The sequence below is a fragment of the Caulobacter sp. SRI_014 genome (assembly GCF_057586315.1).
In genome coordinates this window covers 56,611-77,223 of sequence record NZ_JBYCZQ010000014.1, presented here as the reverse complement: position 1 = coordinate 77,223, position 20,613 = coordinate 56,611, and the positions used below count along the sequence as shown (strand labels likewise).

Annotated in this window: 24 protein-coding genes; 9 read left to right on the top strand and 15 right to left on the bottom strand. The window is 68.2% G+C overall.

What is annotated here, in order from left to right; all coding sequences use genetic code 11:
* The first annotated feature begins 107 nt into the window (after nt 1–107).
* From AC2YG9_RS21420 to AC2YG9_RS21410, 3 genes are all read left to right on the top strand, one after another.
* Nucleotides 108–2,351 carry a PAS domain S-box protein gene (locus tag AC2YG9_RS21420; protein ID WP_487300031.1) on the top strand — a complete coding sequence of 748 codons (2,244 nt, stop codon included), beginning with the start codon at nt 108–110 and terminating at the stop codon, nt 2,349–2,351.
* 242 nt (nt 2,352–2,593) lie between these two features.
* A complete protein-coding gene (locus tag AC2YG9_RS21415) occupies nt 2,594–3,109 on the top strand; it encodes a phage tail protein (RefSeq protein ID WP_487300030.1) in 516 nt (171 codons plus the stop codon).
* Nucleotides 3,110–3,245: 136 nt separating this feature from the next.
* On the top strand, nt 3,246–3,629 hold the full coding sequence (locus tag AC2YG9_RS21410) for a hypothetical protein (protein ID WP_487300029.1): 384 nt from the start codon (nt 3,246–3,248) through the stop codon (nt 3,627–3,629).
* A 91-nt stretch (nt 3,630–3,720) separates the two neighbouring features.
* On the opposite strand, the gene AC2YG9_RS21405 is transcribed toward AC2YG9_RS21410, so the two are convergent.
* From AC2YG9_RS21405 to AC2YG9_RS21395, 3 genes are all read right to left on the bottom strand, one after another.
* The gene (locus tag AC2YG9_RS21405; RefSeq protein WP_487300028.1) at nt 3,721–4,074 is read right to left on the bottom strand and encodes a hypothetical protein; all 354 of its coding nucleotides are present in this window, start codon (nt 4,072–4,074) and stop codon (nt 3,721–3,723) included.
* Nucleotides 4,075–4,165: 91 nt separating this feature from the next.
* The gene (locus tag AC2YG9_RS21400) at nt 4,166–4,933 is read right to left on the bottom strand and encodes an EAL domain-containing protein (protein ID WP_487300027.1); all 768 of its coding nucleotides are present in this window, start codon (nt 4,931–4,933) and stop codon (nt 4,166–4,168) included.
* A 46-nt stretch (nt 4,934–4,979) separates the two neighbouring features.
* A complete protein-coding gene (locus tag AC2YG9_RS21395; RefSeq protein ID WP_487300026.1) occupies nt 4,980–5,186 on the bottom strand; it encodes a hypothetical protein in 207 nt (68 codons plus the stop codon).
* A 162-nt stretch (nt 5,187–5,348) separates the two neighbouring features.
* Here AC2YG9_RS21395 and AC2YG9_RS21390 point away from each other — a divergent pair, with 162 nt between their 5' ends.
* Nucleotides 5,349–5,543 carry a hypothetical protein gene (locus tag AC2YG9_RS21390; RefSeq protein ID WP_487300025.1) on the top strand — a complete coding sequence of 65 codons (195 nt, stop codon included), beginning with the start codon at nt 5,349–5,351 and terminating at the stop codon, nt 5,541–5,543.
* 70 nt (nt 5,544–5,613) lie between these two features.
* On the opposite strand, the gene AC2YG9_RS21385 is transcribed toward AC2YG9_RS21390, so the two are convergent.
* Together AC2YG9_RS21385 and AC2YG9_RS21380 are read right to left on the bottom strand one after the other, a co-directional pair.
* The gene (locus AC2YG9_RS21385; protein ID WP_487300024.1) at nt 5,614–6,075 is read right to left on the bottom strand and encodes a surface-adhesin E family protein; all 462 of its coding nucleotides are present in this window, start codon (nt 6,073–6,075) and stop codon (nt 5,614–5,616) included.
* A gap of 388 nt (nt 6,076–6,463) precedes the next feature.
* Nucleotides 6,464–7,636, bottom strand: coding sequence for an acetyl-CoA C-acyltransferase (locus tag AC2YG9_RS21380; protein WP_487300023.1), 1,173 nt, complete (start codon nt 7,634–7,636; stop codon nt 6,464–6,466).
* Nucleotides 7,637–7,781: 145 nt separating this feature from the next.
* Here AC2YG9_RS21380 and AC2YG9_RS21375 point away from each other — a divergent pair, with 145 nt between their 5' ends.
* Nucleotides 7,782–8,744, top strand: coding sequence for a hypothetical protein (locus AC2YG9_RS21375; RefSeq protein ID WP_487300022.1), 963 nt, complete (start codon nt 7,782–7,784; stop codon nt 8,742–8,744).
* On the opposite strand, the gene AC2YG9_RS21370 is transcribed toward AC2YG9_RS21375, so the two are convergent.
* From AC2YG9_RS21370 to AC2YG9_RS21355, 4 genes are all read right to left on the bottom strand, one after another.
* Nucleotides 8,745–10,484, bottom strand: coding sequence for an N-acyl-D-amino-acid deacylase family protein (locus AC2YG9_RS21370; RefSeq protein ID WP_487300021.1), 1,740 nt, complete (start codon nt 10,482–10,484; stop codon nt 8,745–8,747). It abuts the gene before it with no gap.
* Nucleotides 10,485–10,550: 66 nt separating this feature from the next.
* Nucleotides 10,551–11,165, bottom strand: coding sequence for an ATP-dependent Clp protease proteolytic subunit (locus AC2YG9_RS21365; protein WP_487300020.1), 615 nt, complete (start codon nt 11,163–11,165; stop codon nt 10,551–10,553).
* Nucleotides 11,153–11,533 (bottom strand): SRPBCC family protein, encoded by a 381-nt coding sequence (locus tag AC2YG9_RS21360; protein WP_487300019.1) that lies wholly within the window; start codon nt 11,531–11,533, stop codon nt 11,153–11,155. Before AC2YG9_RS21360 ends, AC2YG9_RS21365 begins: the two co-directional genes overlap by 13 nt.
* Nucleotides 11,530–11,850: an ArsR/SmtB family transcription factor gene (locus tag AC2YG9_RS21355; RefSeq protein WP_487300018.1), complete on the bottom strand. Its 321-nt coding sequence runs from the start codon at nt 11,848–11,850 to the stop codon at nt 11,530–11,532. Before AC2YG9_RS21355 ends, AC2YG9_RS21360 begins: the two co-directional genes overlap by 4 nt.
* 107 nt (nt 11,851–11,957) lie before the next feature.
* On the opposite strand from AC2YG9_RS21355, the gene AC2YG9_RS21350 reads away from it, so the two are divergent.
* The gene (locus AC2YG9_RS21350) at nt 11,958–12,911 is read left to right on the top strand and encodes a hypothetical protein (RefSeq protein WP_487300017.1); all 954 of its coding nucleotides are present in this window, start codon (nt 11,958–11,960) and stop codon (nt 12,909–12,911) included.
* A gap of 61 nt (nt 12,912–12,972) precedes the next feature.
* Nucleotides 12,973–13,869 (top strand): sulfotransferase domain-containing protein, encoded by an 897-nt coding sequence (locus AC2YG9_RS21345; protein ID WP_487300016.1) that lies wholly within the window; start codon nt 12,973–12,975, stop codon nt 13,867–13,869.
* Here the strand turns inward: AC2YG9_RS21345 and AC2YG9_RS21340 are convergent.
* From AC2YG9_RS21340 to AC2YG9_RS21315, 6 genes are all read right to left on the bottom strand, one after another.
* The gene (locus tag AC2YG9_RS21340; protein ID WP_487300015.1) at nt 13,866–14,030 is read right to left on the bottom strand and encodes a hypothetical protein; all 165 of its coding nucleotides are present in this window, start codon (nt 14,028–14,030) and stop codon (nt 13,866–13,868) included. The genes AC2YG9_RS21345 and AC2YG9_RS21340 overlap by 4 nt on opposite strands.
* A gap of 111 nt (nt 14,031–14,141) precedes the next feature.
* Nucleotides 14,142–15,281, bottom strand: coding sequence for a serine hydrolase domain-containing protein (locus tag AC2YG9_RS21335; RefSeq protein WP_487300014.1), 1,140 nt, complete (start codon nt 15,279–15,281; stop codon nt 14,142–14,144).
* A 40-nt stretch (nt 15,282–15,321) separates the two neighbouring features.
* Nucleotides 15,322–16,095, bottom strand: a complete 774-nt coding sequence (locus AC2YG9_RS21330) for an SDR family NAD(P)-dependent oxidoreductase (protein ID WP_487300013.1) — start codon at nt 16,093–16,095, stop codon at nt 15,322–15,324.
* Between the two features lie 79 nt (nt 16,096–16,174).
* A complete protein-coding gene (locus AC2YG9_RS21325) occupies nt 16,175–16,840 on the bottom strand; it encodes a hypothetical protein (protein WP_487300012.1) in 666 nt (221 codons plus the stop codon).
* A 3-nt stretch (nt 16,841–16,843) separates the two neighbouring features.
* Nucleotides 16,844–17,833, bottom strand: coding sequence for a hypothetical protein (locus tag AC2YG9_RS21320; RefSeq protein WP_487300011.1), 990 nt, complete (start codon nt 17,831–17,833; stop codon nt 16,844–16,846).
* Nucleotides 17,834–17,939: 106 nt separating this feature from the next.
* On the bottom strand, nt 17,940–18,542 hold the full coding sequence (locus tag AC2YG9_RS21315; RefSeq protein WP_487300087.1) for a TetR/AcrR family transcriptional regulator: 603 nt from the start codon (nt 18,540–18,542) through the stop codon (nt 17,940–17,942).
* Nucleotides 18,543–18,617: 75 nt separating this feature from the next.
* Between AC2YG9_RS21315 and AC2YG9_RS21310 the strand changes: the two genes are divergently transcribed.
* Both AC2YG9_RS21310 and AC2YG9_RS21305 read left to right on the top strand, forming a co-directional pair.
* Nucleotides 18,618–19,826 carry a serine hydrolase domain-containing protein gene (locus AC2YG9_RS21310; RefSeq protein ID WP_487300010.1) on the top strand — a complete coding sequence of 403 codons (1,209 nt, stop codon included), beginning with the start codon at nt 18,618–18,620 and terminating at the stop codon, nt 19,824–19,826.
* A gap of 43 nt (nt 19,827–19,869) precedes the next feature.
* Nucleotides 19,870–20,559: a GNAT family N-acetyltransferase gene (locus AC2YG9_RS21305; RefSeq protein WP_487300009.1), complete on the top strand. Its 690-nt coding sequence runs from the start codon at nt 19,870–19,872 to the stop codon at nt 20,557–20,559.
* The last annotated feature ends 54 nt before the right edge of the window (nt 20,560–20,613 follow it).

The following is a 20,613-nucleotide window of genomic DNA, read 5'->3' as shown; positions in this document are numbered from 1 at the left end:
TGGTCCGCCGACAGCCCCTGCCTCAATCCCCGACGTCCGCATGCCCAGCTCCGCGCCCCGGTCATGACGCCGATGAACGCGCCAGCCTGCTGAGCCAGGCGGAGGCGATGGCCGGACTCGGCTACTGGGCCTGGTATCCGGCTGACGACCGCACCATCTGGTCCCCCGCTGTCTACACCATTCATGGCCTCGACCCGGCCCTGCCGCCGCCCGATCTGGCCGGGGTGTTGAGCCTTTACGAGCCCGAGGACGCGGCCGAACTCGAACGGCTTGTCGGACGGGCCATAAGCCATGGTGAGCCCTATGCGCTGCGGGCCCGCATCCACCGTCCAGACGGCGGCCTACGCCACGTCACGGCCCGGGGAGAGGCCCGGCACGGTCCAGACGGGGCCGTCGAGCGGCTGTTCGGCGTCTTTCTCGACATCACCAGCGCGACCGAGGCCGAGGAAGCGCTGCGCCGAAGCGAGGCGCGGCTGCGCCGCCTGACCGACAACTCTGCGGACGTCATCACGCGGGTGGAGCCCGGCAAGGGCGTGACCTGGGTGTCGGGCGCCTGCCGCATCTACGGCTACGAGCCGGAGGACCTGCTCGGCTTGAAGGCCCAGGACCTGGTCCATCCCGACGACCGCGAGCGGGTCCTGGCGATGCGCAAGCGCCGCCTTGCGGGGCTGGAAGATCCGCCGGGGGCGTTTCGCCAGTTTCGTTTCCGCTGTGCTGACGGGCGTTGGATCTGGGCCGAGAGCAACCCGACGATCGTGCGCGATGCGGCCGGCGCTCCCGTCGAGATCATCAACGTCATGCGCGACATCACCGAGCGCAGGGAGATCGAGGAGGCGTTGCGGGCCAGCGAACTGCGCTACCGCGTCCTGACCGAGAATTCCACCGACCTCATCACCCGCTCCACGAAGGCAGGCGAGCTCTTCTACGCCTCGCCGGCCCTCAACAGATTGACGGGGTTCAGTCTGACGGATCTGGCCCGCAGTCCGACCGCGATTATCGAGCGCATCCACCCGGACGATGTCGACGCCTGCCGCGCTGGGGTCAAGCAGGTGATAGACGGTAAATCCGGCGACTTCGCCCGGCTCACCTTCCGGTTCCAGCGCGCCGACGGCCAGTGGATCTCGCTGGAAAGCACGCCGACCCTACTGCGCGGCGCCGACGGCCAGGACGAAATCATCGATCTGCTTCGCGATGTCAGCGCCCAGCGCCAGATCGAGGAAGACCTGCGCCGGGCGCGCGACTCTGCAGAGAGCGCCGCCCGGGCCAAGACCGACTTCCTTGCCAACATGAGCCACGAAATCAGGACACCGCTGACCGCCATCCTCGGTTTCAGCGGCCTGCTGAGCGACATGCGCGATCTGCCGGAACAGGCCGGCGCCCACGTCGCTCGCCTGAAGGTCGCCGGCCAGGCGCTGCAGACCCTGGTCAACGACATCCTCGACTTCTCCAAGCTCGAGGCCGGCCAGATGAACTTCGCATCCCGGCCGGTCGCCGTCCGCGAGCTCCTCGACGACGGCCTGCAATTGCTGTCTGGCCAGGCCCAGGCCAAGGGACTGACGCTGACCTTTGCGCCGGAAGCCGGCCTCCCGGATGGTCTGTTGCTTGATCCGGACCGGGTTCGGCAAGTGCTGCTCAATCTGGTCAGCAATGCCGTGAAGTTCACTGACGCCGGCGGGGTCACCCTGCGGGCGGCCTACCGCGCCGGGCGCTTGCTAGTGTCGGTCACCGACACCGGCGCGGGGCTCGACGCCGAGCAGCAGGCCCGACTGTTTCAGCGATTTTCCCAGATTGACGGTTCGACCACCCGCCGTCATGGCGGCACGGGCCTGGGCCTGGCCATCTGTCGCGGTCTCGTGGAGGCCATGGACGGCGAGATCGGCGTCACCAGCACCCCGGGCAGGGGCAGCATCTTCCATTTCGAACTGCCGGCCGAGGCCTGCGACCTGGTCGATCCGGCGGACGCCGAAGCCTCGGCCTGGGATACGCTGGCGGGCGCCCGGGTTCTGGTCGTTGATGACAACGCCATGAATCGCGACCTCGCCCGCACCATCCTCGAACTCGTGGGAATCGACGTCACCGAGGCCGCCGACGGCGCCACCGCCGTGGCCATCGCCGACCGCGTTCCGGTCGACCTGATCCTGATGGACCTGCGGATGCCGGGCATGGACGGCCCGCAGGCGCTGACGGCCATCCGCGAGCGGGGCGGGCCCAACGAGCGGGTGCCGGTGCTGGCCTTTTCGGCCGACGACGCAACCACCAGCCGGGCCGACCTGTCGATCTTCGACGGCTTCGTCGGCAAGCCGATCTCACCGGCCACCCTGCTCGGCGAGGCGGCGCGGGTCCTCGCCTGAGGTCTTCAGGCCCCCTGAATTGCCACGGCTGGGCCTTTATCCCGTGCTGACCGTATTTACGGTGACAGTGCACTAAATTGACGACCGCCCTTGAGCATAAGCCATCCCCGGATAACGCGCATGTTCGGGCAGTCTTCGCAGCCGCCTCGAGGCCGAGGCGGGGCGGATGTTGCAGCCCGCCAAGCGCGGACGAAAACCTGCAATGAGCCCACTGTCGCCGCAATGACCTGGGGCTCAAGGCATTGACCCCGTCGCGGCCGCGCACGACCTTGAGCCATGTCCCTCTACCTCAATTCCAGTTCCGCCTTCTCCATGACGGTCAACTGGTGGCCGGCTTCAGCAAGGTCAGTGGCCTGACAGGCGCGACCCAAGCGGTCCCCTTTCGCGAGGCCGGCGATCCTTCGACGGTCCGGCTTCTGCCCGGCCAATCGCTGTTCGAACCCATAACCCTTGAGCGGGGGGTGACCACCGATCCCGGCTTCCAGCAATGGGGCGATCAGGTGTGGAACTTCAGCGCCGGCCAGGGCCTGCAAACCAGCCTGGCCGACTTTCGCCGCGACCTGACCCTCGAGCGCTACAACGCCGCCGGCCAACGGGTGATGGCCTATGACATCTACAACGGCTGGCCCTCGGAGTACGTCGCCCTGCCGGAGCTGGACGACGACGCCAACGTCTTCGCCATCCAGACCCTGGTCCTGCAGAACGAGGGCTGGGAACGCCGGGCCGACGTCGTCCCGCCCGCGCCGTCGCCGTATTGAACCAACGGCGGTGTTCGGTGTGGCCGTTCGGTTGGCGCCGGCTGATCTTCCCCGTCGCCACCAGGGCCGTGAAGGCGTCGAAGGCCTTGCCATGCGGCTGGTGACGCGGTCTGCTTGATCGTTGGGGGGACCATCCATGACCGAACCATCGGCCGAACGGCCATTCTTCGAAACCACCGACCACGTGCCCGCCGCCTCGCGGCCCGCCGCCAGCCGGACGCCTCTGATGATCGGCGCGATCATCGCCGGGGTCCTCGGCTTCTTGCTGCAGTCGCGATCCGGCATTGGCCCCGACATCCTGCCGCACGAACGCACCGGGGCCATCACCTTCATCGCCGTGTCCCTCTTCGTCAGCGCGCTGATCATCGCCGGCCTGGGCTCGGTGATGCTGCTCGGCTCAGCCGCGAGACGGTACAAACAGCGGACCTTCGGCGAGGATTTCGGCGCCTTGCTCGCCGCGTGCATGCTCGGAAGCGTCGCCGGCCTCGGCCTCTCCTTCGCCCTCGGCGGCTTCAGCTAAACCGGGCTCTGAACCCGCATTGCCACCGCCGCCTTTGTGCTGCTGACCGCCGGCGTGGTGCTGCGCGGGCTCTGAGGGCCCGGCGGCGAGGCTAGAACTTCAGCTTCGCCGCTTCCTTGCTGTCGACAAAGACCGTGCATTCCCGGTGAAGCATCGGCCCGGTGGCGACGCTCTGGCACTCGGCCTCGACCTTCTTGCCCTTGTAGTCGCCGATCAGGTTGACCAGCGGGCGGAATTGCGAGGTCGCGCCTTCGGCCACGACCTCGCCGTTCACGAACAGCTTGATCTTGGTGGAGAAGGGGCCGGTCTTGCCGGTGGCGTGGATCTTCAGGATCTCTGAGCCGACCGTCCACTCGACGGTTCTCGACTGTTCGGCCAAGGCGCTGGATGCGACGGAAAGCGCGGCGATGCAGGCCAGCGGCGCGATGACTTTGGCGATGTTCATGTCAGTCCCCCAACGGTCCGAAGACACGGTGTAGGCGAACGCTAAACCAATTCGCGTAACAATGATATCCGCCAGCTTGGCGCCGGCGCCCTTACGCCCGCCGCGCCTGATCCGCCGCCGCCGCCACCCACGACACCGCCGGCAGGGCCGCCGTCGCCGGTTTGGCCAGCAGGTAGCCCTGCATCAGCTCGACCCCCAGGTCGCGCAGGGCGTCGTGTTCGCCCACGGTCTCGATCCCCTCGCAGACCGGCTCGATCCCCAGGTCCCGCAGCATGGCCAGGGTGTGGCTGACGATGGTCCGCTTGACCTTGTCCCGGTCGATGTCGCGGATCAGCGCCATATCCAGCTTGACGATGTCCGGCTGGAACAGGCTGAGCACGCCCAGCCCCGCGTACCCGGCCCCGAAGTCGTCGATCGCCGTCTTGAAGCCCATCGAGCGGTAGCTGCGCAGGATGTTCAGCAGGTGGTGAGCGTCGACCTCCTCGCTCTCGGTGAACTCGAAGATGATGCGGTTCAGCGGAAAGCCCGTGCGCATGGCGGCGGCCAGGGTCAGGCGGATACAGGCCTTGGGCTCATAGACGGCGTTGGGCAGGAAGTTGATCGACAGGTTGGCCCCGTCGGCCGCCAGGTCCAGGCCGGCGGCCAGCTCGATCGCCGTGGTGCGGCACTGCTGGTCGAAGGCATAGCGGTTCTCGGAAGAGACCTGGGCGAGCACGGCGCCGGCGCCCTGGCCGTCCTGTCCCCGCACCAGGGCCTCGTAGGCGAACACCGTCTGCGTGCTCACATCGACGATGGGCTGGAAGGCCATGGTGATCGGCAGCTCGAACCCCGCCCCGTCCCGACACCCGCTGCACGCCATCACGCCACCTTTTCCAGCCTTACCCTTCCCGGGTAGCGGGAACAGGTTAAGGATGGGCTGCCGGAAGGACCGCAGCCTGCGCGTCGGCCCCATGCAGCCGGCCGACGAAGCGCTCGCCCTGCCAGACCTCGATGCCGCCGGGGCCGGCTCGCCGGAACCCCCAGGCCATCGCCGCCCCGTCGCTGTAGAAGGCGCCCTGCCAGATTTCCTCCGGGTCCGGCGGGGTGAGGTCGTAGAATCTGTACGCGGGCATGCCGGTCTTCTAGTCGATCGCGGCCCCCGGCTCTGTCGCAAAGGTTACAGAACCGCCCCCGTCCCCGTCTTCGTCCCCGACGACCTGCGCATTGCCACCGCCCCGTCCAGCGCCCATGGTGACCAGCGTCCAGTCTGCCCGGGCGCGCCCAGGAGCCTGATCATGGCCGTCCGTCCCGCCTTCGTTCTGACCGCCCCCAGCGTGCCGCTGTTCGCCATCGCCGTTGTACTGGCGATTGCCGCCCTGGTCGCCAACTATGGCGGCGTGGCCGTTCCCTGGGTCAGCACCCATGTGATCGAGACCCTGACCGCCGCCTTCGTGCTGTTGACCGCCGGGGTCGTGCTGCGCGGGCTTTGACGGCCAGGCCCTTCCAGGCCGACGCCTTGCGCGGCATGCCACCCGGCGGAGGCGGACCCTGTCGCCGTGACTACTCGCTGATCAGCTGGTCGACCAACCGTTGGCGGTCGGGCGCGGAGCGGCGCTCACCGACCGGCGCGGCCCCGGCCTCGCAAAGGGTGCGCATGACCTCGTGACCCAGGCTGCCCGGCTCGACGGCGTCCAGCGCACCGGACCGCTCGGTGCTCTGGTAGACCATGACATGGGTCCGGCTGAAGGCCTTGAGGCTGTTGTTGTACGACACCCGGGTCGTGCAGTTGAACTCTTCGGACGTGGTCAGGTAGCGGAAGATGGTTCCGCCTCCCAGATCCTGGTCCGACGGCCAGATGCGGGTCACCGTGCCCCTGGCGATGTCGCCCGTCCGGGTGATGCCGGCCAGATCGATGATCCCGGCGTAATCCTCATAGCGCACGACGACATAGTCCGCCGCCTGCGCCGCGCCGCCGACCGCCAGGCCCACTGCCAGGGCCGCGCCCATAACCGCTGCTCTCATCATCCCCTCCCCCACTGGTCGCCTGATCCTAGCGCGCGAAAATCCGTTTCGCCACAAGGGTTTGGGGTTTTCACCGGGTGAAATTACGGCCCCTTTTCCGCCTCCCGGCCGCTCATCGCCGACGGCGTAGGCCTGACTGGCCCCGAACCGGCCTACATTCGCAAATGACCAGCCTACGCCAAGCCTACGCGCGGACCCACAATCGCCGACTCCGCGCCTACGAGGAAGGCACAGGAATTCAAGGCCTTGGCCGAAATTCAATGCTTCCCCCGCCGTCGCCGGGTTATAATCGTAGGCCGCTTCGCCAAGCCTGGACGTGATCTTCGACGGCCCGGGCCGGTGGGTAAAGGGCTCAGCGCCACAGAGGCGCTGAGCCGCCATTCGATCCCTAGTAGATCTCGAACAGGCCGGCGCCGCCCTGGCCGCCGCCGATGCACATCGTCACCACGCCCCACTTGGCGCCGCGACGCTTGCCTTCCTGCAGCAGGTGACCGGTGCAACGCGCGCCGGTCATGCCGAAGGGGTGGCCGATGGCGATGGAACCGCCGTTGACGTTGTACTTCTCCGGATCGATGCCCAGCTTGTCGCGGCTGTAGAGGCACTGCGAAGCGAAGGCCTCGTTCAGTTCCCAGATGTCGATGTCGTCGACCTTCAGCCCCTGGCGGGCCAGCAAGCGCGGCACGGCAAACACCGGGCCGATGCCCATCTCGTCCGGCTCGCAACCCGCGGCGGCCCAGCTGACGAAGCGGCCCATGGGCGTGAGGCCACGGCGCTCCGCCTCCTTGGCCTCCATGACCACCACGGCGGCGGCGCCGTCGGAAAGCTGGCTGGCGTTGCCGGCGGTGATGAACTTGCCGGGGCCCTTTACCGGCTGCAGGGAGGACAGGCCCTCGAGCGTGGTGTCCGGCCGGTTGCACTCGTCGCGATCGACCACATAGTCGACGAAGGACTCTTCCTTGGTCTCCTTGTTGACCACCTTCATCTTGGTGGCCATCGGCACGATCTCGTCCTTGAACTTGCCCGCCGCCTGGGCCGCCGCCATCCGCTGCTGGGACTGCAGGCTGTACTCGTCCTGGTATTCGCGGCTGACGCCGTAGCGCTCGGCGACGATGTCGGCGGTGTCGATCATGGCCATGTAGATGGCCGGGGCGATGTCGATCAGGTGCGGATCGTTGGCCGCCGCGCCGCCGGCCCCGCCGCCCGGAATGGAGATGCTCTCCACCCCGCCGGCCACCACGCAGTCGGCGCCGTCGCCGCGCACATGGTTGGCGGCCATGGCGATGGCCTGCAGGCCCGAGGAGCAGAAGCGGTTGATGGTCACGCCCGCCGTGGTCACCGGCATCCCGGCCAGCAGCGCCGCCAGCCGGCCGATGTTGGCCGCGCCGTGGGCGTTGTTGCCGAGGTAGCAGTCCTCGATGTCCTTGGGGTCAACGCCCGACTTGGCCACCGCATGCTTGATGGCATGGGCCGCCAGGCTCATCGGCGGGGTGACATTGAAGCCGCCGCGCCCAGCCTTGGCCAGACCCGTGCGGGCATAGGAGACGATGACGGCTTCACGCATGGCTGTGGGTTCCCTTCCCGAGGATTATTCCTTTCCACCATCTTGGCAGGAAGCCCGGCGGATTTGAACAGTTGTTTGGAAGAGATTGCCGTTGACGCCGACCAGGGCCTCACCTCAGGCTCGCCGGCAGTATCGGGGGATGCCCATGAGCAACGAAACGGCCGACCGGCCCTTCTACGCAACCCGCGCCGCCAGGGCGCCGGACGAGACACGCAATCTCTACTGGGGCCTGCTGGCCGTCACCGCGGTGGTCAGCGGCGGCCTGGCCTGGCTGATCGGCTTTCCCAAGGGCGGTCAGATCGGCGCCGATCTGGTTTCACAGGTGGTCTATCTGGTCGGCTTCGCCAGCCTGCCGGTCGTCGGCGTCAGCCTGGTGCTGGCGGCGGTGGTTACCTTCGCCCTCGCCTGGACGCCGCGCCGCAAGAAGCGGCTGCGCGGCTGGTTCGAGGACTTTGCGCCGCTGCTGCTGGCCGCCGTGGTGGGCGGCGGCATCGCCCTGGCCGTGGCCATCGGCCCCTCGCTGAACGCCGCCAACGCCGAGGTCGCGGTCTCCACCGCCATCGACAGCCACGTCAAACGGGTCAACGCCGACAACCGCGCCTTCAACACCGAGTTGATGGAACTGCTGGCCACGCATGGCGCGCCGCTGGACGCCCGCCGCCTGTCCAACGACCCCGGCTACCGCCAGACCGCCAGGATCGTCAGCGAACTGCGCGCCCTGTTCGCCCGCCAGCGCAAGGCCTCCGAGGGCCGCTTCGCCGAAAGCCGCGCCGCCCTGGCCGTCTACGCCAGGGACAAGCCCTGGAAGGACGCGGCCCTGGCAACCTGGGACCGCCGCATGGCCCAGGACATCGAGGTCAACGCCAACTTCTACAATGGCCAGGAAGAGATCATGGACTCCATTGAGGGCCTGATCAGGCGTGTCCGCGCCTCGCCCGGCGGCTGGAACGGCCGGGGCTATACCTTCAACCGCAAATCCGACTTCGATGCCTTCGAAGCGGACCTGAAGCGCCATCGCGCCCTGGTCAACGACGTCAACGCCCAGGCCCGCACCATGGGCCTGTCCAACTTCGAGAGCATCAACCGGGCGACGGCGACCGTGCAGTAGCTACTCCGCCGCCATCCGCGCCTCGAGGCCCTGCGGCCCCCGGATCAGCTTGCCCGGCATGGCGCCGGTGGCGACGCCGTCCTCGTAGGTGACCACGCCGCTGACGACGGTGGCGACATAGCCTTCCGCCTTCTGGATCATCCGGCGACCGTCGGCCGGCAGGTCGAAGACCATCTCCGGCGCCTGGATGGCCAGCCGCTCGAAGTCGATGACATTGACGTCGGCCTTCATCCCGACGGCCAGCACGCCCCGGTCGTTGAGGCCGTAAAGCCGGGCGGTGTCGCGCGTCTGCATCGACACCACCTTCTCCAGGGTGAGGGTCGGCCCCCGCTTCCGGTCGCGCACCCAGTGGGTCAGCATGTAGGTCGGGAAGCTGGCGTCGCAGATCACCCCGCAGTGGGCCCCGCCGTCCGACAGGCTGAGCACGGTGTTGGGGTCGTGCATCATGGCGTGGATGTGGTCGAAGTCGAACTGGGCGTAGTTGAGCAGCGGCAGGTAGATGTACCCCTTGCCGTCCATCTCCATCAGCATGTCGTAGACGATCGCGTCCGGCGCCTGGCCGGTACGTTCGGCGATGGCCTTGATGCTGTCCTCGGCGCGCGGCTCGTAGTCCAGCGACCCGTCCGGCTGCACCAGCCGGAACATGCGGTCGAAGCCCTTGGTCATGATCTCGCCGAGGGGCCCCATCTTCTTGCTGGGATCGGCCAGGATCCGGGCCCGCACCGCCGGGTCCTTCAGCTTCTCCAGTCGTTGCTCGAACGGCAGGGCGGCGATGTCGCGATAGGTCTGCCGCCCCACGAAGGGATGGACGGTGCTGCGCCAGCCGAGCACCAGGCCGGTCGGTCGGCAGGCGATCTGGGCGGTGATGGCCGCGCCCTGGGCCCGCGCCTTCGCGGTACGGTCCAGCAGATCGACCCAGTTGTCGGGCCGCATCGGCGACTGCAGCAGGCTGTAGGTCACGGTCACACCGGTCTCGGTGGCCATGGCCTTCATCCATTCGAACTCATGCTCGGCCGGCGCCATGTCAGAGCTCATCTCGAAGACGCCCGGGCCGACCGCCGCCATGGCCTTGCCGATGGCCAGCAGCTCGTCGTCGCCGGCATAGGTGCCCGGCATGACCTCGCCGTTCTTGGCCGTGTGGACGATGGTCCGCGAGGTCGAGAAGCCCAGGGCGCCTGCCCGCACGCCCTCGGCGACGATCTCGGCCATGGCCGCAATATCTTCCGGCGTCGCCGGCTCGTTGTGCGCGCCGCGCTCGCCCATGACATAGGCCCGCACGGCGCTGTGCGGCACATGGGTGGCGATATCCAGCACCCGGTCCTGGGCGTCCAGGCTGTCCATGTACTGGGGGAAGGTCTCCCAGTTCCACTTGATGCCCTCGGCCAGGGCGGCGCCAGGGATGTCCTCGACGCCTTCCATCAGCTCGATCAGCCAGTCGTGCTTGTCGGGCTTCACCGGCGCGAAGCCGACGCCGCAATTGCCCATGACCACCGTGGTCACGCCATGCCAGCTGGACGGCGACATATAGGGGTCCCAGGTCGCCTGGCCGTCATAGTGGGTGTGGATGTCGACCCAGCCCGGGGTGACGATCTTGCCGGCCGCATCGATCTCGCGCTTGCCGGCGCCCTTGACCGCCCCGACCGCGACGATGACGCCGTCGGTGATGGCGACATCGCCTTCAAGAGCCGCCGCGCCCGTTCCGTCGACCACCCGGCCGCCCCGGATCACCAGATCGTACATGCGTCTCTCCCTGAGTTATCGCCGATCATGCGCTCAGGTGACGTGGACGGAAAGTATGACGTGGCGTCAGGCGGCGGCCTCGGCCTCCTCCCGCGTCGAGTAGACGTGGTCCACCAGTCCCCAGGCTTTCGACTCCTGCGCATCCAGGAAATTGTCGCGGTCCAGTGCGGTAGCCACCTCCTCCATCGTCCGGCCGCAGTGCCTGGCGTAGAGTTCGTAGATCCGCTGGCGCATCTTGATGATGTCTTCGGCGTGGCGCGCCACGTCCGACGCCTGGCCCGAGTAACCGCCCGAGGGCTGGTGCAGGACGATGCGGGCGTTGGGCATACAGACCCGTTGGCCCGGCTCCCCGGCCATCAAAAGCAGGCTGCCCATCGAGGCGGCGAAACCCATGCACAGGGTCGAAACCGGGCTCTTGATGTACTGCATGGTGTCGTAGATCGCGAGGCCGGCCGTCACCACCCCGCCGGGGCTGTTGATGTACATGCCGATCTCCTTCTTGGGGTTCTCGGCCTCCAGGAACAGAAGCTGGGCGCAGATCAGACTGGCCATGCCATCTTCGACCGGCCCGTTGACGAAGAGGATCCGCTCCCGCAGCAGCCGCGAGAAGATGTCGAAGCTGCGCTCGCCCCGGCTGGTCTGCTCGACCACCATCGGCACCAGGTTCATCAGGCCGCCCATTGCATCCTCCAGCCGCCGGTTCCCACCGGATCCATGGTCAACGGCGCCGGCAGGCCGCCGTGGGTGACGAAGCCATCGTGGGTCAGCCGCAGGCGCACCCCGCCGCTTATCCCGGGCTCCAGGGCGAAGGTGACGACGCTGTCGACTGCCCCTTCCCGCCAGCCGAGCCGCAGCAACCGGCCCTCCTCGATGGCCAGCACCTCGCAGTCGACATTGTCGTTGGCCGCCCCGACCGAGAACCTGGCCCCCAGTTCGGCGCGGAAGTTGTTCGGCCCCAGCCAGCGGGCCAGCAGGGCCGGCGTGGTCAACGCCCGCCAGACCTTGGCCGCGCTCTCTTCCAGATCGAAGGCGAGATCGATGTCCCTCATTGGTCCATCTCCTTGAGCACATCTTTCAGGGCCTCGACCCGCTCGGGCCAGAAGGTGCGGTAGCGGGCCACCCAGGCCTCCAGCCCCTCCAGGGCGCCGGGCGCGGCCCGGTACCAGGCCTGCCGCCCCTGCCGCCGCTCGGCCACCATGCCGGCGCCCCTCAGCACCGACAGATGTTGCGAGATGGCTGGCTGAGACACGTCAAAGCCCCGCGTCAGCTCGGAGACCGTCAGCTCGGCGGCGCTCAGCCGTTCGAACACCGCCCGGCGGGTCGGGTCGGCCAGGGCGCGGAAGATGTCGGGGTCGGCCATGGCCATTACATAAGTCTGCACTTATGGAATCGTCAAGCCGGTCCTGCGCGTCCGCGCGTCGCACTTGCGAGCCCTGCCAAAGCCCGCATAAGTCCATCTGTGTTTTGGGGGGAATGCGTACCGTGACCGATGTCGCCGACGAAAAGCCGTTCTATGAGGCCGCCCGGGCCCGCTATGCGCCACAGCCGCCGGCCAGTCGCGTGCCGGTCTATCTGATCTGCGGCGCCGCCTTCATCGTCGGCTTCATCGCCTTCTTCATCGGCGGCGTCCCCGACCGACCGGTCGAGATGGACCGGGCCGTCGCCTACATGCTGGGCTACAAGCTCGGCGCCCAGGCGATCTACGCCGGGGTCATCGGCCTGGCCGGCATGGTCGTCCTGTCGCTGACCCAGGCCCGCAAGCTGCGCCAGCGCTCGAGCGGCGAGGATTTCCTCGGGCCCTTCCTCTGCGCCCTCGGCGGCGGGCTGGCGGCCATCGCCCTGGTCATCGCCCTCGGCGCGCCGGCGATGGCGGCTAACAAGATCGCCAACCCGATCCGCGCCGCCCATCTGGAGGCGAACAACGCCGATGCGCTGGGGATTGACCGCGAGGTCCTGCAGATCGCCGACGGCGGCGTGCTGACCGGCGCCAACCTGCAGAAAGATCCGGGCTACCGGAAGGCCGGCGCCAAGGTCGAGAAGCTGCGCGCCGTCGTGGCCAAGTACCGCAAGCGCGAAGCCGAACGCTTCGCCGGCACCCGCCGCCAGCTGGCCACCGCCATCAAGAGCGAGGGCCAACGCAAGCGAATCCTCCGTGAGTTCGACGCCGAGGTGGCCCAGGCCCGCCCCCTGCTCGACCAGTACTGGGCCCTGCAAAACAAGGGCGTCGACCACATGGCCGAAAGCCTGACCTTTCTCAGAACCGCGCCCGGCAAGTGGCAGGACGAGGCCTTCTACTTCTATCGCCAGGGCGACCTGATCCGCTTCCGGGCCATCGTGGAGAATGGTCAGCGCCTGCAGACGGAGACCGAAGCCGTGCGTCAGAAACTGATGGCGTTGTCGGGGCCGACGGAGACCCGGGTCCAGTAACGGCGTTCATTGCGCTTTCCGTTCCCGGGCGTAGGCTCGCCGCAGGGACGGGGACGACGCAATGACCATGGACGCCACGCCGCGCCGGGCGCGCACGGCCGAGGAGATGCAGCGGCTGCAGGGCCTGCTGTTCGTTCCCGACGAGGTCGGCGCCTCGATCAGCCGCTATCGCCCCCAGCCCGGCGACGTGGTCATCAGCCCCTTCGGAAAATGCGGCACCACCTGGCTGCAACAGACCTTCCACACCCTGCGCACGCGGGGCGACATGGACTTCGAGGATATCTCCGAGGTCACGCCCTGGATCGAGGTCGCCGGCATCTGCGGCCAGAACCTGGACGACGCGCAACGGGCCGCGCCCCGTGGCTTCAAGAGCCACCTGCCCTTCGACGCCATCCCGAAGGGCGCCAAGTACGTCGTCTCGTTCCGCGATCCGCGCGACGCCATGGTCTCGCTGTACAACTTCTTCGACGGCTGGTTCCTCGAACCCGGCGCGGTGACCTTCGACGACTTCGCCCAGTCCCGTCTCAGCCGCCCGGGTCCTGACTTCTGGCATCACCTGATCACCTGGTGGGAACAACGGGACAATCCCGACGTCCTGCTGCTGACCTACGAGGGCATGACCGCCGACCCAGAAGGCGCGATCCGCCGCCTGGCCGCCTTCTGCGACATCGCGCTCGACGACGCGCTGCTGGCCCTGACCCTGCGCAACTCCTCCCGCGAGTTCATGCTGCAGCACAAGGAGCGCTTCGAAGACCCGATCCTTCGCCGGCTGTCGGAAGTTCGCTGCAACCTGCCGCCCGGCAGCGACTCGGCCAAGGTTCGCCCCAAGGTCGCCGGCGGGCCCAGTCTGATGTCGACAGCCCTGGAAGCCCAGCTGGAGCGGATTTGGCAGAGCCGGGTCACGCCTGTAACGGGCTTCGCCGACTACGCGGCCCTGCGGGCGGCGCTTGACGGTTAGTGGGGTTTGTCGGTTTCGTCCGGGGCGGTATCGGCGGCCTCGGCTTCGGCGTCGTATTCCGCGGCCAGGGTGGTCAGGCGTTCGGCGACGTCGCGGGCGGTGACGTCGCGCGCCAACCTCCGACACTGCTGCGCCTTCTCCCGATAGTGAGCCGCATCCATGACCTACGCCCTGCACGCAGCCAGCCAACTGCCAGTTGCGTTCAAGGCGACAACGCCTCGCTGGAGGCGTCGTTCAACCCATTGTCGGGAAATCGACTCTGGCGACCGGCGTTACCCGGCCATCGCGCCCCAGGCCGTCATCGCCAGGCTGAAGCCGCGGACATCGCCCGTGGTCGTCCCGGCCATCTTGTTCATGGCGTAGGCGACGGTTGTCCCCTTATCGAGGTCGTTGATCACCATGCTGCCGCCATAGCCGCCCCAGAACAGGCAGTTGGGGCCCGGCAACGGCACGATCCCGCCACTCAGCCCGTAGCCCAGCCCGAACTTGGCCTGGGTCCCGAAGATCAGGTCGATGCCCTCGATCTGCGGCTCCAGCGCCTTGCGGCAGCCGGCTTCGGACATGATCTGCTTGCCGCCGGCCGCGCCGCCGTTCGACAGGATCGACTGGCACAGCGCCACCGACCGGGCATTGCCCGTGCCGCCGGCCGCCGGGATCTCGGCTCCGCGCCAGGCCCGGGTCCTGGTCTCCGACACGTCGATGCCCGGGTTGGTCGCCATGTTCTTGAGGAGTTCGCTCCCCTCGCCCTCACCGATGGCCTGACCCGGCGGCGGCGGGATCAGCTCGGCCACCCGGCCGTCCTCGCTGGCCGGCAGGCCGATGTGGAAGTCGGCCCCGATGGGCTCGGCGATCTCCTCGCGGAACACCGTACCCACGGTCTTGCCGGTGATGCGCCGCACCACCTCCCCAACCAGATAGCCCTGCGTCAGGGCGTGATAGCCGCTTGCCGTGCCCGGCTCCCAGAACGGCGCCTGGGCGGCCAGCAGGCTGGTGACCTTTTCCCAATCGTAGACGTCGTCCTTGGTCAGCGGCTCCTTCCAGCCCGACAGGCCGGCCGAATGGCTCATCAGATGGCTGACCTTGACGTCCGCCTTGCCGTTGGCCGCGAACTCCGGCCAGTACCTGGCCACCGGCGCGTCGAAGTCCAGCTCGCCCCGGTCGGCGACCAGCAGGGCTGTCAGGGCCGTCATCGTCTTGGTGGTCGAATAGACGTTGACGATGGTGTCCTTGCCCCAGACGCGGCTCTTGGCCGGATCAGCCCAGCCGCCCCACAGATCGACCACGACCTCGCCGTGCACCATGGCGCAAAAGCTGGCGCCCAGATCGGCGCCGCTGGCCAGGTTGCCCTCGAACACCCCCCGCACGCCTTCGTATCTGTCGTGGGTCAAACCCTGAACCGAACCGTCCGCCACCTGTCTCTCCCCTTATGTTTGGGCCAAGACTAAACAGCATTCAGTTGGCGGTGAAGCCGCCATCGACGACGACCTCCGAGCCGGTCATGAAGGCGGCCCGGTCGGAAGCCAGGAAGACCACGGCGTCGGCGATATTGCCCGGCTGGCCCATGTGGCCAAGCGGGTGGCGCGCCGCCAGCTGTGTCCGCGCCTCGTTGTCGCCGATGCCGGCGGCGCCGGAGAAGGCCGCCACCACCTCGTCGCCCATGGCCGTGTCGATGACGCCCGGATGCACCGAGTTGACCCGCACCCCGGCGGCGGCCAGTTCCATGGCCAGGCCCTTGGTGAGCAGCCGCACCGCGCCCTTGGAGGCGTTGTAACAAACCGCCCCGGCCGACCCGACCAGGCCGGCGATCGACGAAAGGTTGATGATCGAGGTTCCGCCGCCCCACTTGCCGGCCCGCTCGGCCAGCAACGGTATCGCCGCCCGGCAGCCGAGGAACACCCCTTCGACATTCACCGAATGCACCCGCCGCCAGTCCTCCAGACTGGTCTGCGTCAGCGGCTTCATCAGGAACAGCCCGGCGTTGTTGACCAGGATGTCCAACCCACCGGCCTCGCGCTTCGCGAAGTCCATGGCCTTCGCCCAGTCTCCCTCGTCAGTGACATCCTGAGCCAGGGCCAGCCCGCCCAGTTCGGCGGCCAGATCGTCCGGCGCGGCAAGGTCCGAACAGATCACCATCGCCCCCGCCGCCGCCAGGGCCCGCGCGCAGGCCGCCCCGATCCCGCGTCCCGCCCCGGTCACCAGCGCCACGCGCCCCGTCAGATCGCCCATGGATATTTCCTCTGCCTTTGCGCCAACCGATCACGCGCCGGACGCGCCAGCAAGGGGGCCCTAAGGTCAAGCGTGAGGGTCAGGTGGTGAAGCTGAGCCGGATCTCGCCGAACACCATGGCCGCCGCCGCATCCTTGCGTTCGACCGGACTGACCTCGATGCGCAGGTCCGAGGCCGCGACGCCGCCAACCCGGCTGACCACGCGCAACGGCTTCAGCGCCGCCCCGGCCGCGGCCGGCAGTCCGGGCGCCATGGCCGTCCGCCGGGCCTTCATCTCAAGTTTGACGACCACCTCGCCCGAGGTGATCCGCACCCTCGGCGCCCCCTGCCGCAGCACCCGCTGCACGGCGCGGATCTGTTCTGCGGCCAGCCTTCGGCGGGCGGCGTCCACCACCCTGCCGCGGCCCGCTTCGGTCAGGCCGAAGCGGTCGAAGTCGCGGTTCCGGTCCAGGCCGACCTCAAGCTCCTGCCAGAGCAGGCGCAGGAAGCCGGCGCTGGCGCGAGGCCAGCCGTCGCTTGCTCCAGCCCGCTCCAGCAGGGCATCGGTCCAGTCCTCGGCCGCCTCGCGACTGACCAACTGGTCGGCCACCACGGCCGGATCGAGCGCGGCGATGGCCTCCAGTTCGCGGGTGTCTTCCTCCTGGGCGATCTGGGCGCGGTGGGCGCCGTCGACGATCTCGTCGACCACCGTGGCCACAAACTCCGCCAGGCCGATGGCGCCGGCCTGGCGCCGGTCGTCAGGCACCGGTCAGGCCTGGGCGACCGGCAGGTAGTCGGTCTTGAAATAGATCTCCACCCCGCCGGTGATGACGATGTTGGTGCCTTGCGAACTGCTGGAGCTTTCCCGCGTCGTCTCGACCCGCAGGTCCCGCGTCTTGGTGCGGTCCCTGGACATGGTGCGGTTGCGCATCATGCCGATGATACCGCCGGCCCGGCGGCTGCGCTCGACATGACGCTCGGTCACCGCGGCCTTGTGGTGATCGTAGCTGCTGGCGCTCTTGTTCTCGTTCTCCCAGGTGGTGAACGACAGAGCGGTGCGGATCACCCCCCGCTCGACAACCAGGCGCAGCACACCCAGCTTCACCATCTCCTGCAGCAGGGCGTACTTGTTGCTGGCGATGACCTCGGCCACCGAGTCATAGATCTTGGCGATCGCAACCTGGTCGATCGGAATTGAGGTCGCCGGCGGGAAGGCCGCCTCGAAAGCCGCCGGTGAATAGTAGTCCGTATTGCCGGGGATCGGGTACACGGCCGCCTGCACATTCGCCGGCTGACCGGTCATCATCGAAGAGACCTTGCCCAGCGCATCCTTGACCAATGAAGTCAGCCCGGTCGCTCCCGCCGCGCTGACGATGGTCTCGACCAACTGGCCGGAGGTGAACTGTTGACCGAGGGCGTTGAGGCCGGCCGGGTTGACGGTCTCCCCGGCGGTCAGGGTGACGGGCGGCGTTCCGGAGCCCGCCTGATTGAGGACCGGCGTTCCATCCGCGTTCGAGAACGGCGGCAGCGCGGCCAGGTAGCCCTGCACTTCCGTATTGTCGATCGTGTCGACCGTTTCGTTGATGTAGACGCTCAACGACTTGGTCATCTCCTGGACCAGGGCGATGTAGCTCTCGGTCTGGTCGAGATTGGCCTTGATCAGCGCCTCGAAGGTCTTGGTGATCAGGTCAGAGGTGAATTCGGCGAACCCGATGTCCCGAAGGCGCGTCGCCGTCTCGATCGCATAGTTGTCGGCCATGGTGAGCTCCCTCCCCGAGAGCGCATTAACCATACGACTTGTAGTTTTGTTTTGGCCGGAAGATTCCCCAATTGCGGGATTTACGCCCACTTCGAGTTGTCAAAGGTCAGACTTCAGGCCTGCCCGCCAGCGCCGCGAAGGCCGCGTGGAAGACCTCGTCGGGCATCAGCTCGGGCGTCATGAACCGCTGGAACAGCAGCCCCTCGATCAGGGCGTTGATCACCCGCACCAGCACATCGGCCGGCATGGGCAACTCCCCCTCGGCGCAGACCGCCTCGAACCAGTCGGCGCCGGCCAACAAGCCCTTCTCCATGCTTTCGGTCACCTGCCGCCGCACGTCCTCATGGGTCAGGGCGTAGGCCCGGAAGGTCAGCGCCCCTACCGCCGCGTCCCGCCGCTCGGGGACCGAGGCCAGCACCGCCTCCGACACCGCCCGCATCTTCTGCGCAAAGGTCGAACCCTCCGCAAACACCGGCCGCACCGGCTGCCACTGCCGCTCGGCCAAGGCCATGAACAGCGCCTCGCGGTTGCGGAAATTGCCGTAGATGGCCCCGGTGGTCATCCCGGCCCGCTCGGCGACATCGGCCAGGGTGGTGCGGTCGAAGCCCTTCTCGCGGGTCAGCGACAGGGCCGCGTCCAGCAGGCGCGCGCGGGTCCGCTCCCGCTTGTCGCCCTTGGGCCGGCGGCGATTGGAGGCCTCGTCGGTCATGCGCGACACGCTACCATCTTGCTATTTTATAATTTGCCTATTTTATAGCAAGCCTACTCTTCAAAGGCCCCTCCCGTGTCCGACCCCATCGCCGCAGCCCTGCAACAATACGTCGACGCCGGCGCCATGGCCGGGGCCGCGACCCTGATCTGGCGCCAGGGCCGCGAGCGCCAGCACTGCATCGTGGGCTGGGCCGACATCGAAGGCCGCCGCCCGATCAGCCGCGACACCCTCTTCCGCATCGCCTCGATGACCAAGCCGGTGACCTCGGTGGCGGCAATGACCATGCTGCAGGACGGCCTGTTCTTCCTCGACGACCCGATCACGAAGGTGGCGCCCGAGTTCGCCGACATGCGGGTCCTCCGCGCCCCCGACGCCGCGCTCGACGACAGCGTCCCCGCCGAGCGCCCGATCACCTTCGGCGACCTCCTGACCCACCGCTCCGGCCTGACCTACGGCGGCCTGCACCCCGGCCCTCTCTCCGACGCCTACGGCGCGGCCCTCGGCGGCGACATCGACAGCCACCTCGCCCCCGACGACTGGATCGCCGCCCTGGCCGCCCTGCCCCTGATCGCCCAGCCGGGCTCGGCCTTCAACTACGGCTGCTCCACCGACCTGCTCGGTTTCCTGCTGGCCCGCATCGAAGGCGTCCCCCTCGGAGAGGTCCTGGCCCGCCGCATCTTCCGCCCGCTCGGCATGACCGACACCGGCTTCCTCGTCCCCCATGACCAGCGCCATCGCCGCGCCAACCTCTACGGCTGGAGCGCCGACGGCGTCATCGAGCATCGCCAGACAGCCTCGGCCGGCTCCAGCCTGCCCGAACGCCCCGACGACCTTGCCTATGAGTCCGGCGGACAGGGCCTGTGGTCGACCCTCGACGACTACCTGACCTTCGCCCGCCTGTTCGTCGAAGGCGGCGGCCCCCTGCTGCAGCCGTTCGCCCACGACCTGATGGTCAGGAACCACCTGACCGAGCCGCAGCGCCAGGCGGCGACCATGATGGGGATGCCAACCTTCCTGCCCGGCCACGGGTTCGGTCTGGGCCTCGCCACCGTCCTCGACCCGGAAACCGCCAGCTTCACCCGCGGCAAGGGCGGCGTCGGCACCGTCAGCTGGCCCGGCGCCTTCGGCGGCTGGTGGCAGGCCGATCCCACCGACGGCTCGGTGATGATCTTCCTGACCCACAACGTCATGGACCTCGACCTCGCCGCCCAGGGCATTGGCCTCGGCGTCTACGGCGCGATCGGCGAGTTCCACGCCCTCGGCTGTGGATTGAAGGCCTGAAGCGATTGCGTCGGGTCCCTGACGGTCCGATAAGGACCGCCCGATGGTTACCGGCCCCCACCCGCTGAATCGCCCGATCTGGAACGCGCTGAAGCTCAACCAGCGCCAGCACGCGATCACCCACGGCCCGGCCGTGCGCTTCGACCCGGCCATCGGCCAGTTCGCCGCCATCCCCGACACCTCGCCCGAAAGCCTTGACGCCCTGGGCTGGCTCGTCCGCCAGCACGGCCAGGTCATCCTGTTCGAACCCGCCGACCTGCCGCCCGTGCCGGGCACGACCCTGGTCGTCCAGGCGCCCGTCATCCAGATGATCGCCGAGCGGCAGATCCCCAGCCCGAAGACGACCTTCGACATCCAGCGCCTGACCGAGGCCGACGCCGCCGAAATGCTCGCCCTGGCCACCCTGACCCAGCCAGGCCCCTTCTTCGCCCGCACGCATGAACTGGGCGACTTTGTCGGCGTCCGCGAAGACGGCGTCCTCATCGCCATGGCCGGGGAACGGATGCGCACGGGCCCCTTCGCCGAGGTCAGCGGCGTCTGCACCCTGCCGGAGTATCGCGGCCGAGGCCTGGCCGGCGCCCTGACCTGCCACATCGCCGGGGCCATGCAGGCGCGCGGCGAGACCCCCTTCCTGCACGCCTGGGCCAGCAACACCGGCGCCATCGGCCTGTACGAAACCCTGGGGTTTGTGTTGCGCGCGGAACTCACCGTTTCGGTCCTGGCGCCGGCCTAGAGTCGGCCACGCAACCAAAGCCCTCGATCCGCGCTCTGCCCCGTGAGGAGCACC